The 16,013-nt window shown below is 47.1% G+C and carries 17 protein-coding genes and 2 tRNA genes; 6 read left to right on the top strand and 13 right to left on the bottom strand.

From position 1 onward, the window contains the following. Positions 1 to 12: 12 nt before the first annotated feature. From nqrF to ACUHGC_RS04600, 7 genes are all read right to left on the bottom strand, one after another. Positions 13 to 1,236, bottom strand: coding sequence for an NADH:ubiquinone reductase (Na(+)-transporting) subunit F (gene nqrF, locus ACUHGC_RS04630; protein ID WP_446834473.1), 1,224 nt, complete (start codon positions 1,234 to 1,236; stop codon positions 13 to 15). Between the two features lie 15 nt (positions 1,237 to 1,251). Then, the gene (nqrE, locus tag ACUHGC_RS04625) at positions 1,252 to 1,848 is read right to left on the bottom strand and encodes an NADH:ubiquinone reductase (Na(+)-transporting) subunit E (protein ID WP_446834472.1); all 597 of its coding nucleotides are present in this window, start codon (positions 1,846 to 1,848) and stop codon (positions 1,252 to 1,254) included. 2 nt (positions 1,849 to 1,850) lie between these two features. Then, positions 1,851 to 2,480: an NADH:ubiquinone reductase (Na(+)-transporting) subunit D gene (locus ACUHGC_RS04620; protein WP_446834471.1), complete on the bottom strand. Its 630-nt coding sequence runs from the start codon at positions 2,478 to 2,480 to the stop codon at positions 1,851 to 1,853. Next, entirely contained in the window at positions 2,473 to 3,249 is a 777-nt protein-coding gene (locus ACUHGC_RS04615) for a Na(+)-translocating NADH-quinone reductase subunit C (protein WP_446834470.1), read from the bottom strand. Before ACUHGC_RS04615 ends, ACUHGC_RS04620 begins: the two co-directional genes overlap by 8 nt. Beyond that, the gene (locus ACUHGC_RS04610; protein ID WP_446834469.1) at positions 3,242 to 4,492 is read right to left on the bottom strand and encodes an NADH:ubiquinone reductase (Na(+)-transporting) subunit B; all 1,251 of its coding nucleotides are present in this window, start codon (positions 4,490 to 4,492) and stop codon (positions 3,242 to 3,244) included. Before ACUHGC_RS04610 ends, ACUHGC_RS04615 begins: the two co-directional genes overlap by 8 nt. Positions 4,493 to 4,494: 2 nt before the next feature. After that, a complete protein-coding gene (locus tag ACUHGC_RS04605) occupies positions 4,495 to 5,835 on the bottom strand; it encodes a Na(+)-translocating NADH-quinone reductase subunit A (protein ID WP_446834468.1) in 1,341 nt (446 codons plus the stop codon). 371 nt (positions 5,836 to 6,206) lie between these two features. Continuing rightward, positions 6,207 to 6,515 (bottom strand): BolA family protein, encoded by a 309-nt coding sequence (locus ACUHGC_RS04600; RefSeq protein WP_446834467.1) that lies wholly within the window; start codon positions 6,513 to 6,515, stop codon positions 6,207 to 6,209. Positions 6,516 to 6,643: 128 nt separating this feature from the next. On the opposite strand from ACUHGC_RS04600, the gene ACUHGC_RS04595 reads away from it, so the two are divergent. Beyond that, a complete protein-coding gene (locus tag ACUHGC_RS04595; RefSeq protein WP_446834466.1) occupies positions 6,644 to 7,243 on the top strand; it encodes a YajG family lipoprotein in 600 nt (199 codons plus the stop codon). A 162-nt stretch (positions 7,244 to 7,405) separates the two neighbouring features. Here the strand turns inward: ACUHGC_RS04595 and ACUHGC_RS04590 are convergent. The 6 genes from ACUHGC_RS04590 to ACUHGC_RS04565 all read right to left on the bottom strand — a co-directional run bounded on the left by ACUHGC_RS04590 (position 7,406) and on the right by ACUHGC_RS04565 (position 11,386). Beyond that, positions 7,406 to 7,481: transfer RNA gene (locus ACUHGC_RS04590), tRNA-Asn, on the bottom strand. A gap of 4 nt (positions 7,482 to 7,485) precedes the next feature. After that, positions 7,486 to 7,561, bottom strand: a tRNA-Phe gene (locus tag ACUHGC_RS04585). A gap of 132 nt (positions 7,562 to 7,693) precedes the next feature. Continuing rightward, positions 7,694 to 8,779, bottom strand: coding sequence for a membrane-bound lytic murein transglycosylase MltC (mltC, locus tag ACUHGC_RS04580; protein ID WP_446834465.1), 1,086 nt, complete (start codon positions 8,777 to 8,779; stop codon positions 7,694 to 7,696). Between the two features lie 30 nt (positions 8,780 to 8,809). Beyond that, positions 8,810 to 9,082: an oxidative damage protection protein gene (locus tag ACUHGC_RS04575; protein WP_446834464.1), complete on the bottom strand. Its 273-nt coding sequence runs from the start codon at positions 9,080 to 9,082 to the stop codon at positions 8,810 to 8,812. Positions 9,083 to 9,121: 39 nt separating this feature from the next. Beyond that, positions 9,122 to 10,255 carry an A/G-specific adenine glycosylase gene (mutY, locus tag ACUHGC_RS04570; RefSeq protein WP_446834463.1) on the bottom strand — a complete coding sequence of 378 codons (1,134 nt, stop codon included), beginning with the start codon at positions 10,253 to 10,255 and terminating at the stop codon, positions 9,122 to 9,124. Positions 10,256 to 10,342: 87 nt separating this feature from the next. Continuing rightward, positions 10,343 to 11,386, bottom strand: coding sequence for a hypothetical protein (locus ACUHGC_RS04565; protein WP_446834462.1), 1,044 nt, complete (start codon positions 11,384 to 11,386; stop codon positions 10,343 to 10,345). A 259-nt stretch (positions 11,387 to 11,645) separates the two neighbouring features. Between ACUHGC_RS04565 and trmB the strand changes: the two genes are divergently transcribed. The 5 genes from trmB (at position 11,646) to nrdD (ending at position 15,995) form a co-directional block, all read left to right on the top strand. After that, on the top strand, positions 11,646 to 12,404 hold the full coding sequence (gene trmB / locus ACUHGC_RS04560; RefSeq protein WP_446834461.1) for a tRNA (guanosine(46)-N7)-methyltransferase TrmB: 759 nt from the start codon (positions 11,646 to 11,648) through the stop codon (positions 12,402 to 12,404). Positions 12,405 to 12,436: 32 nt separating this feature from the next. Further along, entirely contained in the window at positions 12,437 to 12,775 is a 339-nt protein-coding gene (locus ACUHGC_RS04555) for a YggL family protein (protein ID WP_446834460.1), read from the top strand. 100 nt (positions 12,776 to 12,875) lie between these two features. Continuing rightward, a complete protein-coding gene (locus ACUHGC_RS04550) occupies positions 12,876 to 13,427 on the top strand; it encodes a YggT family protein (protein ID WP_446834459.1) in 552 nt (183 codons plus the stop codon). Continuing rightward, complete coding sequence (gene yggU, locus ACUHGC_RS04545) at positions 13,427 to 13,723, top strand: DUF167 family protein YggU (RefSeq protein ID WP_446834458.1); 297 nt, start codon at positions 13,427 to 13,429, stop codon at positions 13,721 to 13,723. Before ACUHGC_RS04550 ends, yggU begins: the two co-directional genes overlap by 1 nt. 148 nt (positions 13,724 to 13,871) lie before the next feature. Beyond that, the gene (nrdD, locus tag ACUHGC_RS04540) at positions 13,872 to 15,995 is read left to right on the top strand and encodes an anaerobic ribonucleoside-triphosphate reductase (RefSeq protein WP_446834457.1); all 2,124 of its coding nucleotides are present in this window, start codon (positions 13,872 to 13,874) and stop codon (positions 15,993 to 15,995) included. Positions 15,996 to 16,013: the final 18 nt, after the last annotated feature.

Below are 16,013 nucleotides of genomic sequence, written 5' to 3'. Positions count from 1 at the left end.
AATGTGATTTTATTAACCACCGAAGTCATCCAATAGGATGTTTTCGTCTTCAACCCCTAGGTTTTTCAGCATACCGATCACCGCAGCATTCATCACCGGTGGTCCACACATATAGTATTCACAATCTTCCGGCGCTTCATGGTCTTTCAGATAGTTTTCATACAATACGTTATGGATAAAGCCGGTGTAACCGTCCCAGTTGTCGTCCGGCAACGGATCAGACAAGGCAACGTGCCATTGGAAGTTGTCGTTTTCCGCTTGCAAGCCGTCGAAATCTTCTACATAGAACATTTCACGTTTAGAACGCGCACCATACCAGAATGACATTTTGCGTTTTGAATGCAGGCGTTTTAATTGGTCAAAGATATGTGAACGCATCGGCGCCATACCCGCACCACCGCCGATAAAGACCATTTCGGCATCGGTTTCTTTAGCAAAGAATTCCCCGAACGGACCGGAAATCGTCACTTTATCACCGGCTTTCAACGACCAGATATAAGATGACATTTGCCCCGGAGGCGCATCAGGTTGTTTCGGTGGCGGTGTTGCAATCCGCACGTTCAACATGATGATGCCTTTTTCTTCCGGATAAGATGCCATGGAGTAAGCACGGATAATCGGCTCGTCCACTTTAGATACATAACGGAACAGGTCGAATTTGTCCCAGTCTTCGCGGTACTCTTCCGGCACGTCGAAATCGCTATATTTGACAGTGTGCGGTTCAGCTTCAATCTGGATATAACCACCGGCACGGAATGGAACTTCTTCCCCTTCCGGAATCGCCAATTTCAGCTCTTTGATGAATGTCGCTTTGTTATCGTTAGAAATAACCGTACATTCCCATTTTTTCACACCAAAGATTTCCGGCTCAACTTCCACTTCCATGTCCGTTTTGACATTGACTTGGCAAGATAAACGCCAGCCTTCTTTCGCTTCTTTTTTACTGATGTGAGAAAGCTCGGTCGGCAGAATATCGCCGCCGCCATGCAATACTTTCACTTTACACTGCCCGCAAGAACCGCCGCCGCCGCACGCGGAAGAAACGAAGATCCCTTCGCTCGCTAACGCGCCCAGCAATTTGCCGCCTGCCGGCAGTTTAATCGCTTTGCTCGGATCTTCGTTGATCCCGATGGTAATGTCACCGGAATTGACCAGTTTGGATTTGGCAAACAAAATTAATACAGCCAAGACCAAAACAATCACGGTAAACATTGCGATACCTAAAATTATTTCCATCTGTGATTCCTCTCTTTACAGCTGAATGCCGGAGAATGACATAAAACCAAGCGCCATTAAACCAACAGTAATAAATGTAATCCCCAATCCTCTTAAGCCTTTCGGCACATCGGAATATTTCATTTTTTCTGTCAGCCCCGCCAAGGCAACAATCGCCAACATCCAACCGGTACCGGCGCCAACACCGTATACGATCGATTCGGCAAAGTTGTAATCACGTTGCACCATGAAAGACACGCCACCGAAGATCGCACAGTTTACGGTAATCAACGGCAGGAAAATCCCTAATGCGTTGTACAATGCCGGGAAATATTTATCTAAAATCATTTCCAAAATTTGTACTAACGCCGCGATAACCCCGATGAAAGTGATGAAGTTAAGGAAACTTAAATCCACCCCTTCAGCCAAGGCGCCGTCTTTCAAAATTAGGTTATATACCAAGTTGTTAACCGGCACGGCAATACCGAGCACCACGATAACCGCAATCCCTAAGCCGAATGAGGTCGAAACCTTTTTCGATACTGCCAGGAAGGTACACATTCCAAGGAAGAACGCCAGTGCCATATTTTCGATAAAAATCGAACGCACAAAAAGACTGATATAATGTTCCATGCTTATTTATTCTCCACTTGTTCCGGTTTGAAGGTTCTTAATAACCAGATGACAAAACCGATAATAAAGAATGCGCTCGGCGCCAGCAGGAATAAGCCGTTCGGCTGATACCAGCCACCATTATTAATGGTTTCAAAAATGGTTACGCCGAATAATTTTCCTGATCCGATCAGTTCACGCAAGAAAGCTACCACGATCAAGATCGCGCTATAACCTAAGCCATTCCCGATCCCGTCCAGGAAGCTGTCTAATGGCGGTTCTTTCATCGCAAACGCTTCGGCACGTCCCATTACGATACAGTTGGTGATAATCAAGCCAACAAACACCGATAACTGTTTGGAAATATCATACGCATAAGCGCGTAAAATCTGATCAACCAAAATTACCAGTGACGCAATAATTGCCATTTGTACAATAATCCGCACACTGTTCGGAATAAAATTGCGGATAGTGGAAATGAATAAGCTTGAAAATGCAGTAACAAAAATTACCGCGATCCCCATTACTACAGCAGTTTCCAGTTTGGTGGTTACCGCCAATGCAGAACAGATCCCGAGGATTTGCAATGCGATCGGGTTGTTATCCAGGATAGGCGACAGCAATAAGCCTTTTCTACCTTTTAACTCAGCCATTGTTTAATTCTCCTGTTCTCAATTTCTCCAGGAACGGAGCGAAACCATTTTTACCAAACCAGAATTTGAAACTTGCATTGACACCATCACTGGTCAAGGTCGCACCGGATAATGCGTCCACTCCGTGCGCTTTATCTGCAGAACCGCCTTTTCTCACGGTCAGTGCTTCATTGCCCTGTTCATCGTAGATTTTCTTACCGGCAAATTGTGCTTGCCAGTTAGGATTATCGATTTCACCGCCCAATCCCGGAGTTTCCGCGTGTTGGTAGTACGTGATGCCATCAATAGTGTTACCGTCCGGCTGGATTGCCATAAAGCCGTACATTACCGACCATAATCCGGAACCATAAACCGGTAAAACAATTTTATCGACCTGCCCTTGAGCATTTTTAACCAAATAGATTTCTGCAAAATTCGCACGACGGCGGATTTTAGCTAAATCTTCTTCAGACGACAACGCGACACTGGTTTGTGGATCTTTCGCTGCCGCAGTCGCATCAAAGCCCGGTTTTGTTGCAACATATTCACCGCTGTTTAAATCAACTAAACGCGGCTCGATGCTTTGGGCATAAACTTCGCTGATATTGATATTCGGTTGCAATAAACCGGCAACACTCAGAATATTTTTTTGTTTATCCAGCAATTTTTGTTGTTCTTGTGTTGGTTTCAAACTGACCGCAGAACCCGCAACAATAATCGAACAAACCAAGCTGACCAGAAAAATAACCAGAATAGTGCCTGCAAAGCTGTCTTTATTAAACTTAAACATTGCGCGCTCTCCTACGTTTGATATTTGCCTGAACGACAAGGTAGTCAAATAACGGTGCAAACAAGTTGGCAAACAGGATCGCCAGCATCATGCCTTCCGGATACGCCGGATTCACAACACGCACTAATACGCACATTACACCGATTAAAACGCCGTACCACCATCTGCCTTTGTTAGTGAAAGAAGCAGAAACCGGATCGGTCGCCATAAAGAACATACCCAATGCAAAACCACCCAACACCAAATGCCAATACCACGGCATCGCAAACAATGAATTGGTTTCAGAACCAATCATGTTGAACAAGGTTGAGGTTGCAATCATCCCGATCATCACACCGGCGATAATCCGCCAAGATGCGATACGCGCAAATACGATAATCGCCGCACCAATGATCAGCGCTAAGGTTGAAACTTCGCCGATAGACCCCGGAATGTTACCTAAAAACGCGTCCATCCACTGAATCGGCTCGCCGGTCACCAGATGTTTTAAACCGGCTTCACCACCGGCTGCCCACTGTGAAAGTGCGGTTGCACCGGAGAAGCCGTCGGCCGCAACCCAGACTGCATCACCGGAGATTTGTGCCGGATACGCAAAGAACAGGAATGCACGTCCCGCTAACGCCGGGTTCATAAAGTTTTTACCCACGCCGCCGAAGATCTCTTTCGCCACAACAACCCCGAAGGTGGTTGCCAGAGCTGCCTGCCATAACGGCAGAGTCGGTGGCACGATCAACGCTAACAAGATAGAGGTGACAAAGAAGCCTTCGTTAATCTCATGTTTGCGGATCATCGCAAACAACACTTCCCAGAGACCGCCCACCAAGAAAACTACGGCGTAAATCGGTAAAAAGAAAATGCCGCCCAGTACGATCTTGGCGATCACACCGGCATCTTGCGACAAGATTCCGAACATATTCGCTAACGCGAAATGCCAGTCATTATTGATATTTTGTGCGACGTTTTGTGCAAACACGTCCGGCGAGGCAATGCTGCCCAATGCCAATAACGATTGCGCCCCTACGTTATACATACCGTAGAACATTGCCGGGAACAACGCCAACCACACCAACACCATCATACGTTTTGAGTCAATCGCATCACGCACATGGGAGGATTTGCTGGTTACCGTTCCCGGTGTATACAAGAATGTTGCGGTGGCTTCAAACAGCGCATACCACTTCTCGTATTTTCCACCCGGTAAAAACGCAGGTTCGATTTTCTCTAAAAGATGTTTTAAACCCATTTTTAACCTTCCTTCTCGATCTTGTCTAACGCAGCGCGTAGCATCGGACCATATTCATTTTTGCCCGGACAGACAAAAGTACAAAGTGCCAAATCTTCTTCGTCCAGCTCCAAACAACCTAATGCTTGGGCGCTGTCGGTGTCGCCGGCACTCAAATCACGCAGCAGCAACGTCGGGATAATATCCAACGGCACAACGCGCTCATACGCGCCGATCGGCACCATTGCACGATGTCCGCCGTTTACTGCGGAGGTCAGGTTAAATAATTTGCTGCCGAAATGCCCCAATACGGTACGGGTAATCGAGAATTTATCTGACCCCGGCATAATCCAGCCCAAAAATTCTTTTTCGCGTCCTTCGGCAATCACGGAAACTTGCTGATGGAAAGCGCCTAAATAGGCGAGAGGCCCTTCCGCCGTCGCTCCGCTTAATACCGAACCGGAGATCACGCGGTTTTCACCGTCTTTCAATTGACCGGCTGTCAGCTGAGTTAAAGATGCGCCGACACGCGTACGAACCAAGTGCGGTTCTTTAACTTTCGGGCCGCCGAGTGCCACCACGCGATCGGTGTACAGTTCACCGGTAGTGAACAACTGACCAATCGCAATCACGTCTTGATAGTTGATCGTCCAAACGCTTTTGGTTGCGCTGACCGGATCGAGGAAGTGAATGTGCGTGCCGCTCAAACCAGCCGGATGCGGGCCGCTAAACTCTTCGGTTTGTAGTTTGTCGATTTGTGGCACGGCAACGGATGAACCGGCAGCCTTACACACATACAACTTTTTGCTGTTTAAACGGCTAAGCACCACCAAACCGTCTTCGAAGGCTTGCTGATTTGCATTAATGATCACCGTTGGATCCGCCGCCAATGGATTGGTATCCATCGCATTGACAAAAATCGCAGCCGGAACCGCATCCGCCGCCGGCGATTTGCTGAACGGACGCGTGCGCAGGGCAGTCCAAACACCGGATTTCAGCAGGTTTTCCCGCACTTGCTCATCGCTTAACGATGACAATTTTTGGCGGTCGTATTGGTTAAAGGTAATTTGTTCATTTCCTTCAACTGTAATCACAACCGATTGTAATACACGCTTAGCGCCGCGGTTAACCGCCGTCACTGTGCCACTCGCCGGTGCGGTGAACACCACACCCGGGTTTTTCTTATCAGAGAAAAGCACTTCGCCTTTCTTGACAACATCACCTTCGCGAACACTCATAGACGGACGCATACCCACATAATCTTCGCCAAGCACCGCAACTTCAGTAATGGTAGGACCATTCTGGATTACCTGTGCCGGTTTCCCTGAAATTGGAAGATCCAAGCCTTTCTTAATTGTAATCATATTGTTAGCACTACTTTTTAGTTAGGTTTACATCACAATTGCCGAAATAGCGTTATCTCGACAATCTCTTTTTGAGCAATGAATGGGGAAAGGTCTAAACATGGGCGTACCACAACAACTAAACACTTACCACTCAAACATACAATTTAAAACTCAAATTCCGTAAAGCATCAGAAACGGCATCATTCCACACGGCGAAACATTCCGCCTTAATCCGCACCGCTTCCGATAGTTAATTTTTTGATAATAAAAACGGCTTATTGTAACCAATTAAGCCCCTAAAATTCCACTTTAACCGAGACTTTTTTTGATCTGATCACACTTTTTATTGCGATTTGTGGCAAAAGTGTTACAGCCTTACCCATAAATGGTTAATCGCCATGTCCCATACAATTTGGCGATGAAATCACAGGCTGCTGTTTTTGTTGCCACTCCGCAACGCTGTAGGCGTGAATTGCCAGCGCGTGAATCCCGCCTTCCAAGCCCTGTTGCAGAATTTGATAAATTTTTTGATGCCGTGTCACTGCGCGTAAGCCGTCAAAGGCGGAAGCGGCAATGATAATTTTAAAATGCGAATTTGCCCCTTTGCCTGAGCCGTGCATATGGCTTTCGTTCAGCACCTCCAGATAGCTCGGCTGTAACGCTTGCTGCAAAAATGCGGTAATCTGCTGTTGATCCATAATCTTCCTGCATGGTTTTATTGTGAATAAAATAACGATTTTGCGGTCTAACGCTATACTTTATTGTTGTAGTTTGCAACAATAATCAGCGACAGTGACTTTAAACTTGATATTTTAAGGAGATAACAATGAAACAACATTCCTTCAAAAAACTGGCTTCGGCATTGGTGTTGGGAAGTGTGGTATTGCTGGCGGGCTGCCAAACCCAAAATAATACCCTGACCTTCACGCCACCGGCGCCGAGCGCACAATTCAACACCGCCAACCAGCGCGTTGCCGTAAATGTGGTCACGCAAGATCAACGTGCAACCGCAACCGTTGCCAGCTACACTTCCGGCGGCAGTATGCAACACTTGACCGCCAGTCCTGAAGTGGCACAACTGTTCCAACAAGTGGTGCAACAGGGATTAAACAGCAAAGGCTTTCGCATCGCCAGCGGTGCAAATTCCAACAGTAACGCGGTTGTCAAAATCACCGATTTCAACGCACAGGTGAGCGAAGGTAATTTAAAATACAAAATCGACAGTAAAGTGAATATCGTGATTGAAATCCAGGGTGCGAAAGGCTCGTTCTCGAAAAGTTTCGGTGCAACCCATTCACAAGAAGGGGTATTCGGCGCGGATAACGAAGGGATTCAAAAAGTCCTGAATAAATCGTTCCAAGATGTGGTGACCAAATTCTACAACGACAACGAAATCAGTAATGCGCTGCTAGGCTTGAGCAACTAATTGTCGCAATATTCCAAACATCAAACCGCACTTGCAAAGTGCGGTTTTTTTATGCCATTGTTTTACGCTGCCAACAATACAGAAAATGAGTTGAGGAAAACAATCGGAAATTCAGGCAAGAAAAAACCCGCTGAGTATTAACACTCAACGGGTCGTAAATAATGGCTCCTCCTGCTGGACTTGAACCAGCGACATACGGATTAACAGTCCGCCGTTCTACCGACTGAACTAAGGAGGAAAAGTGGTGCCTCGAGGCGGAATCGAACCACCGACACGGGGATTTTCAATCCCCTGCTCTACCGACTGAGCTATCGAGGCAACTCATCAGTGGTGCGTATTAAACGTTTTTTTCGCTTTCAAGTCAACACCTATTTTTAAAAAAGATTGATTATATCACTTGTTTGCACACTTTGCGTGCAAAGCGTTTATTTTTAATTCGCAAACTGTTTATTAATTAGCTCGCACCCGATATTTCTTTTGCGCCGAATCCACTTTCACCAAGTAGTTTCTAGCTTGCGCCGACGGGTGGCGCGTGGTCAAAGTGCGGTACACTTGCTCAGGAAGTAAGCGATTGATTTTCTCTACCGCCATGGTTCTATCCTGATCAAACACCCGCAACACCGCTCCTGCGCCGCTGTTATACGCCGAAATCATCGCATAACGTTTAGAGGACGGATCGGTGATCCCTGCGAGATAGTTATTTTGCAACAAAGAGAGATACGCCACACCGGCATCAATATTTTTGTGCGGATCAAACAGATACTCCTTGCTCGGCTGCCCCGGCACTTTTTTCATAATTTGGAACACATCACGCCCGGCGGTATGCGGTACCACCTGCATTAAGCCCATTGCGTTAGCATAACTGATCGCATACGGGTTGAAGCTGGATTCGGTCTGCATAATCGCCAAAATCAGGCTCTCGTCAATGTTGTAATGGCGGGCGGCACGACGCACGAACGGCACATATTTTTGCGCCCGTACGTTGATATGGTTGGCGATCATCGGAATCGTGACATATTCCACCAGCTGTCCGTTGCTTAAACGACGAGTTTGCAAGCTGGTTTGCAACAGGTGATTGGCAAACGCATTGGCGCTATCAAGATTATTGATCGTGGCGCCACGGTGGTCGACGACCTGCCCGGACAAAAACGGGCGCGAGCTGATCGGCGCGTCACCGTCGGCAAATAAATCAATGCCGTTGGCATCCGAACCCATCATCAGGGTATGCACGATCGATTTTTTCAAACGGTAAGCATCCATGCCTTGTGTTTCAATTGTAATCTTGCCTTCATCAAAGCTGATGTGACTACGCGTGCTGTATTGGTCGGTGTATTTGACATAATCTTTGCGGCTGGCGACCAACAACTCGTTGACGCCCCATTTGCGGTCAATATTATGCGAGAACTGACCGGTCAGAATGTCTAATCCGCGCAAGTCTTTGGCAAAGGCATCATCGTAGTCGATTCCGGCGGTTTTCTGCGACGAGCCGCAGGCGTACAACAACGGAAGCAACAACAAGAGCAGGTACTTTTTCATATGGTAAATCCTAAATGGCTGGTGGAACAATTATTGACTCGGCGGAACGTAGCCTTCGATATGCACCTCTTTGCCTTCAAACAGGAAGTTCACCATTTCCTGTTCCAGCAATTGGCGGTGCTCGGCATTCATCATATTCAGTTTTTTCTCATTCACCAGCATGGTCTGTTTTTTCATCCATTCGCCCCATGCTTGTTTGCTGATTGAGTCGAAAATCCGTTTGCCCAGTTCGCCCGGATATAGCTGGAAATCCAATCCGTCGGCTTGCTGTTTTAAATATTCACAATAAATTGTTCGTGCCATGTGCTAGTCCTTTTTACAGTAGATCGTTTATTAGACAGGTCATTCTTGCTTTGGTTGCATTGCCTGTAATTGTAATAATAAATTTTTCATTGGAGTCGCCAATCCAATTTTTGGCGGTGATTGAAAATTATACCAATAATTATTCTGTTCGGGTATATCCGCTCGATATTCCGCCTCAATTTCCGCCACTTTTCCCTCAAAAAGAACGGGCTGACCGCACTTTTGCATTGGATTTGCGCTTTTTTCGGCATAAATCGGTACAATATCCAGATGAAAATGGCTGAAGGTATGGCGAAATGCCGTCCATTGCCGGTAGTGCTCAATTTGGTGTCGAGCCAGATAAGCCAGCAATTCGGCTTTATCACTGAATTGCGGGAAACAGTACAATCCGCCCCACAAGCCTTGCGGCGGGCGCTGCTGTAATAACACGCTGTCTTGTTGTTGCAGAATCAGAAAATACGCCTGTTTTTCAGGCAAACTTTTCTTCGGTTTCTTGCCCGGATAGGCTTGCCAGTTCTGTTGTTGATTGGCAAGGCAACTGGTTTGCAACGGACATAAACCGCACTTTGGCTTTGAACGGGTACAAACTAGCGCGCCCAAATCCATCATAGCTTGATTGAAATCTGCCACTTGTTCGGTGGGTGTCACCTGTTCGCTGTATTGCCATAAGCGATCGCTCACACGCTTCTCGCCCGCCCAGCCGTCCTGCGCAAAATGGCGCGCCAGCACGCGTTTGACATTGCCGTCTAAAATCGGATAGGGCGCATTCAAACAAGAGGATAAAATCGCCCCGGCGGTGCTGCGTCCCACCCCGGGCAACTGCCAAACCTGTTCAAATTCCGTCGGAAATTCGCCTTGATATTGATCGCGAATGATAACGGCGGCCTTATGTAAATTTCTGGCTCGTGCGTAATACCCCAGCCCGGTCCACAAATGCAACACCTCATCAATCGGCGCATTCGCCAGCGTGACCACATCCGGAAAAGCGGCGATAAAACGCTGAAAATAGGGGATCACCGTCGTCACTTGAGTTTGTTGCAACATCACTTCCGACAGCCAGACTTGGTACAGCGTTTTATTTTGCTGCCACGGCAACTCTTTTCGCCCGTATTGTTGATACCAGTCGAGCACCGCTCGGGCAAAAGGCGCGTGAATTGAGGATTGAGCTAACATGATGCGGGCATTTCCGTATTGCAGATAAACAAAAACCGCACTTTACAGCAAGTGCGGTTGGAAAGCGAGGATATAAAAAGATTAATCTTATTTAGCTACACGCTCCGTTTCTTTTGTGCCGAATACACCTTGCCATTGTTTAGCCGAATCACCTGACTGGGCATCACCAACAATATATTTACCCTGATCTAAGAATTGACCGTTTAACACTCCCGGCTCAGTTACTTGAGTTGATGAATGTCCAGTTTTAGCCGGTTTTGCAGTCATCATAAAATCACCGTTAAGTTCACCCGTTAATTGAAGATCTAAATTGACACCTTTATTTGTATCTCTAATATGACCAACTAGTGTTTTGCCAGACGGATTATAGCTTAATGAAATATCTGCTTTGGCTGCATTATCAGTATTTCCTGCATCTACGATATACCAGAAATCACCACCATAAGTTACAGTGCCTTGATAACCATTCAACATTGGTGCTGCCGTATCTTTTCTATTTGTATCATAGGCATATAGCAAATCTACCGCTCGCTTCTGCCCACTTCCTTCGCCAACAACACCGTTATCTGGCGTAAATGTTGAAACATAGCCGTAATAGCCTAAGTCAATATTATTAGGCGCAATCAGTTCCAGCTTAGTGTCACCTATTTGAAGGTTGCTCACTCCACTAGTAATAGAAGGCTTAAATTCATTCCCTTCTTTTTTTACCTCATAGTTCCCTGTCTTTCCATCCCAAGCACTTCGCGAACCGTCTAAAGAAATAGAATATCCACCATAAACTGGAGTTTTAGTTTCTTTTAGCGGCTGAGGTGCTGTCGGCTGATCTGATGTCGCTTTTGGCTCGTCGACAATCGTATTTTCAGCCGATTCTTTTTCTGCTTTTTCTTTATCCGCTTTTTCTTTCTCTAATCTTGCTTTCCGATCCGCCTCCGCTTTTTGCAGCGCCTCTTTCTCTTTCAAATCCGTAACCGCACTTGAATCAACTTTTGAACCGCTAGTGCTATTTGCAGGTGCAACGGTAAGATTGCTTGCAATCGGCGCCGATTGAGATGACGAACCGCCGCCACTACACGCCGCTAAAAATGCCGACAGAAAAATCGCAATTGAAGCTTTAATATAAATATTTTGCATAATCGAATTCTCGTAATTGATTAATTTAGAATGAATTATCGGTGAAATCCGCTTAGAAAAAAGAAATACAAACCATTCTTATCGCACACCGAATTGGCGCGGATTGTAACAAACGTTCGGCCAATTTCTGTCTGCCATGCGTAAGAAATCGCGCAATTCATCGCCGCGATCACCAAAGAAATACGAAAAACAGTTGTAATCCCCGCCGATATTTGCATAATGCGCCTATTAAATCGCAACGGACCTGTTATAAAGCACTATGTCAGACTCAACACCACAACCAATCACCTTTGCCGATCAAAAACGCAAAACCGTGGAAACCGCCGAATTCACCGCAGACGGGCGCTATGTGCGCAAAATCCGCAGCTTTGTGCTGCGCACCGGGCGGCTGAGCGAATACCAAAAAAATGCGATGAACAGCCATTGGGCGGATTTCGGCTTGGAATATCAAGCTGAAACGTTTGATTTTGCAGCGATTTACGGCAACAATAGTCCTGTGGTGTTGGAAATCGGCTTCGGCATGGGCACGTCGCTGGTTGAAATGGCGAAAAACAATCCCGATCGCAACTATTTGGGGATTGAAGTGCACACCCCCGGTGTCGGCGCCTGTGTAGCGTTGGCGGTGCAGGAAAATGTGCGCAATTTACGCGTGATTTGCCATGATGCGATGGAAATTTTGCGTGATAGTATTGCCGACAACAGTTTAGGCGGATTACAATTGTTCTTTCCGGATCCGTGGCAAAAAAGCAAACACCATAAACGGCGGATCGTACAAGCGGACTTTATCCGCTTAATACAACAGAAATTAGTCTCCGGTGGCTTTATTCATATGGCAACCGACTGGCAAAATTATGCAGAACATATGTTGGAAACCCTGCAAAACAGCGACAATTTGGTCAACCAATCGGCAAGCGGCGATTATATCCCGCGTCCAGATTTTCGTCCGTTGACCAAGTTTGAACAGCGCGGGCAGCGACTGGGGCACGGGGTTTGGGATCTGTATTTTATTTATCATTAATCAATGAATTATCAACCAAAAAGGAAAATAGTATGGCTATTCAGCGTAACCGCAGACAACGCAAAAAAATGCACCTTGCCGAGTTTCAAGAATTAGGCTTTGTTGTTCGCTGGCAATTTGCCGACAACACTGCCGTTGAAGAGATCGACGCAACTTTAGACCGTTTTATCGAGCAAGTGATCAAACCGCACGGCTTAGCCTATGAAGGCAGCGGCTACCTGCACTGGGAAGGTTTGGTTTGCTTGGAGAAAGTCGGCAACTGCGATGATTCACACCGCACTTTGGTGCAAAACTGGCTGAGCGAAAACAATTTGCAGCAAATTGAAATCAGCGAATTGTTCGACATTTGGTGGGATTATCCAACCAAATAATTCATGCGACGAATCGGATTGACGGCTTGAATTTCATCAATCCATCTCCATCTACTAAAGTGCGGTTTCAAACCGCACTTTTGCTATTTCAAGGAGCATCATGAACACATTACAGTTTTTAGTACAAACCGTTGTCGGGCTTTATACCTTTATTCTGGTGCTGCGTGCGTGGTTCCAATATTGTCAGGTCGATTTTTACAACCCGCTGTCGCAAGCGGTGGTGAAATTAACCCAGCCGGTGCTCGCGCCGCTGCGCAAGCTGATCCCAAGCCGTAATCGAATTGATTTGGCGGCGCTGTTGTTGGCGTTTGTGATCAACATGTTGAAATACCCATTGCTGCTCAGCAGTCTGTCAGTCGGGTTAAATTGGGGACAGCTGGCGCTGATCGGCGCCCTGGCGGTGGTGAAAGCGTTTGGTGAAATCATTTTCTGGGCAATTTTAATCCGTGCGGTAATGAGCTGGTTTTCACAAGGCAATCACCCGTTGGAATATCAATTGCAGCGCATCACTGAACCGCTACTAGCACCGATTCGCCGCATTTTGCCGAACACCGGCATGATCGATTTTTCGGTGATGGCGTTGGCGTTTATCCTGATTTTGGGCAACAAGCTGTTGCTCGATATTTTCGGCTCGTTGTGGCTTGCCGCTTAATGGCAGCTATTGAACAGACCGCACTTGGGCTGCGTTTAAACATTTTTTTGCAGCCCAAAGCCAGCCGCGATCAGATCGTCGGCTTGCACGACAACGAACTGAAAATTCAGATCACCGCTCCGCCGATCGACGGGCAGGCCAACGCTCATTTATTAAAATTCCTCAGCAAACAATTCAAAGTCGCCAAAAGCAGCATCATGCTGGAAAAAGGCGAACTTAGCCGACATAAGCAGCTGTTTATTCCTACTCCCAAAGCCATTCCGAACGTAGTCAACGAACTGCTCAACAACGCCTAAATTCAATTCCAAATAAAATCAACCCCTTATTTTTTGAGAATCATTTTTATTTGACGCAGATCAAATATTCAAGATATAGTGCTTTTTAAACAATAAATATCTATATATAGTGTTCTCGTTTTTGAAAACTCACAACATAGGGGAATTTATGTCAGGCTTACAGGTCATCAAAAGAGACGGCGCCAGCGTGCCGTTTGTGGCGGAACGGATTCTACAGGCGATTCGCAAAGCGGCTGCCGCCAGCGGCATCAATAACGAACAATTTATCATGCAGTGCGCCGCCGATGCCTGCGGCGAAATTTTCTCCCGCTATCAACAGCAGATCGATATTGCCCACATTCAGGCGATTGTTGAAGAACAGCTGATGAAAAGCCAATATCCGCAAATTGCGCGCGCCTATATCGAATACCGCCATGATCGTGATTTGGCGCGTGAAAAACGCAGCCAGCTGACCAAAGAGATTGAGGGCTTAATCGAACAGAGCAATCTGGAAATCCTGAATGAAAACGCCAATAAAGATGCGAAAGTGATCCCGACTCAGCGTGATTTGCTTGCCGGCATCGTCGCCAAGCACTACGCCAAGCGTTATCTGCTGCCTGCCGATGTGGTCGCCGCCCATGAAAAAGGCGAAATCCACTATCACGATCTGGACTATGCACCGTTTTTCCCGATGTTCAACTGTATGCTGGTCGATCTGCAAGGGATGTTGGAACAGGGCTTCAAAATGGGCAATGCCGAAATTGAAACCCCAAAATCGATCACCACCGCCACCGCTGTAACCGCCCAGATTATCGCCCAAGTAGCCAGCCATATTTATGGCGGCACCACTATTAATCGAATCGATGAAGTGCTGGCGCCTTATGTGCAAAAAAGCTATGAAAAGCATTTGGCGATTGCCGCCGAGTGGCAGATTGCCAACGCTGAGGGCTACGCCAAATCACGTTTGGAAAAAGAGTGCTTCGATGCGTTTCAATCGTTGGAATATGAAGTCAACACCCTGCACACCGCCAACGGGCAAACGCCGTTTGTTACCTTTGGTTTCGGGCTGGGCGAGAGCTGGCAATCCCGTTTGATCCAACGGGCGATTTTGCAAAATCGGATTCGTGGACTGGGGAAAAATCATAAAACCGCAATCTTCCCGAAACTGGTGTTCACCCTGAAAAAAGGGCTGAATCTGCAAAACGGCGATCCGAACTACGACATCAAGCAACTGGCACTGGAATGCGCCAGCCAGCGAATGTACCCCGACATTCTGAATTATGAGCAAGTGGTGAAAGTCACCGGTTCGTTTAAAGCGCCGATGGGCTGCCGTAGCTTCTTGGGGCGTTATGAACAGGATCAACAGGAAATTCACGAGGGACGCAATAATTTAGGTGTGGTCAGCCTCAACCTGCCACGCATTGCCTTGGAAGCCAAAGGCGATGAAGTGCGGTTTTATCAGCTGCTGGATCAACGTTTGGCAATCGCCAAAAAAGCGTTGATGACCCGCATTGCCCGGCTGCAACAAACCAAAGCACGAGTTGCCCCGATTCTGTATATGGAAGGGGCGTGCGGCGTGCGCTTGCAAGAAAACGACTGCGTTGCCGATATTTTCAAAAATGGCAGAGCCTCAATCTCACTCGGCTATATCGGTATCCATGAAACCATCAACGCACTGTTCGGCAATGCGATTTACGATCAAACTGCACTTTGGCAAAAAGGGCTGGATATCGTGCAACACTTGCGAAGTGCGGTTGAACAGTGGAAAACCGAAACCGGCTATGCGTTCAGCCTGTATTCCACCCCAAGTGAAAACCTGTGCGATCGCTTCTGCCGCCTCGACAGCAAAGCATTCGGCATCATCGACGGCGTAACCGACAAAGGCTATTACACCAACAGTTTCCACTTAGACGTGGAAAAAAAGGTCAATCCGTACGACAAGCTGGATTTTGAGATGGCATATCCGCCGATCGCCAATGGCGGCTTTATCTGCTACGGCGAATACCCTAACCTGCAACACAATCTGCAAGCGTTGGAAGATGTGTGGGATTACAGCTACCAACGTGTGCCGTATTACGGCACAAATACGCCGATTGATGAGTGTTATCAATGCGGTTTCAAAGGCGAATTTGACTGCACCAGCAAAGGCTTCACTTGCCCAAGCTGCGGCAACCACGACAGCAACTCGGTGTCGGTAACCCGCCGTGTCTGCGGCTATCTCGGCAGCCCGGACGCACGTCCGTTCAACAGCGGCAAGCAAGAGGAAGTCAAACGTCGGGTGAAACATCTGTAACTTAAAATAAGCAAAGTG

This window comes from Testudinibacter sp. P27/CKL/0425 (genome assembly GCF_052931395.1).
The sequence above is the reverse complement of the archived record's forward strand: the minus strand, read 5'-3'. Positions and strand labels throughout refer to the sequence as shown.

Bases quoted from the DNA above. Each gene is read 5' to 3' on its own strand.
- nqrF (WP_446834473.1), bottom strand. From the start codon at position 1,236: ATGGAAATAATTTTAGGTATCGCAATGTTTACCGTGATTGTTTTGGTC.
- nqrE (WP_446834472.1), bottom strand. From the start codon at position 1,848: ATGGAACATTATATCAGTCTTTTTGTGCGTTCGATTTTTATCGAAAAT.
- ACUHGC_RS04620 (WP_446834471.1), bottom strand. From the start codon at position 2,480: ATGGCTGAGTTAAAAGGTAGAAAAGGCTTATTGCTGTCGCCTATCCTG.
- ACUHGC_RS04615 (WP_446834470.1), bottom strand. From the start codon at position 3,249: ATGTTTAAGTTTAATAAAGACAGCTTTGCAGGCACTATTCTGGTTATT.
- ACUHGC_RS04610 (WP_446834469.1), bottom strand. From the start codon at position 4,492: ATGGGTTTAAAACATCTTTTAGAGAAAATCGAACCTGCGTTTTTACCG.
- ACUHGC_RS04605 (WP_446834468.1), bottom strand. From the start codon at position 5,835: ATGATTACAATTAAGAAAGGCTTGGATCTTCCAATTTCAGGGAAACCG.
- ACUHGC_RS04600 (WP_446834467.1), bottom strand. From the start codon at position 6,515: ATGGATCAACAGCAGATTACCGCATTTTTGCAGCAAGCGTTACAGCCG.
- ACUHGC_RS04595 (WP_446834466.1), top strand. From the start codon at position 6,644: ATGAAACAACATTCCTTCAAAAAACTGGCTTCGGCATTGGTGTTGGGA.
- mltC (WP_446834465.1), bottom strand. From the start codon at position 8,779: ATGAAAAAGTACCTGCTCTTGTTGTTGCTTCCGTTGTTGTACGCCTGC.
- ACUHGC_RS04575 (WP_446834464.1), bottom strand. From the start codon at position 9,082: ATGGCACGAACAATTTATTGTGAATATTTAAAACAGCAAGCCGACGGA.
- mutY (WP_446834463.1), bottom strand. From the start codon at position 10,255: ATGTTAGCTCAATCCTCAATTCACGCGCCTTTTGCCCGAGCGGTGCTC.
- ACUHGC_RS04565 (WP_446834462.1), bottom strand. From the start codon at position 11,386: ATGCAAAATATTTATATTAAAGCTTCAATTGCGATTTTTCTGTCGGCA.
- trmB (WP_446834461.1), top strand. From the start codon at position 11,646: ATGTCAGACTCAACACCACAACCAATCACCTTTGCCGATCAAAAACGC.
- ACUHGC_RS04555 (WP_446834460.1), top strand. From the start codon at position 12,437: ATGGCTATTCAGCGTAACCGCAGACAACGCAAAAAAATGCACCTTGCC.
- ACUHGC_RS04550 (WP_446834459.1), top strand. From the start codon at position 12,876: ATGAACACATTACAGTTTTTAGTACAAACCGTTGTCGGGCTTTATACC.
- yggU (WP_446834458.1), top strand. From the start codon at position 13,427: ATGGCAGCTATTGAACAGACCGCACTTGGGCTGCGTTTAAACATTTTT.
- nrdD (WP_446834457.1), top strand. From the start codon at position 13,872: ATGTCAGGCTTACAGGTCATCAAAAGAGACGGCGCCAGCGTGCCGTTT.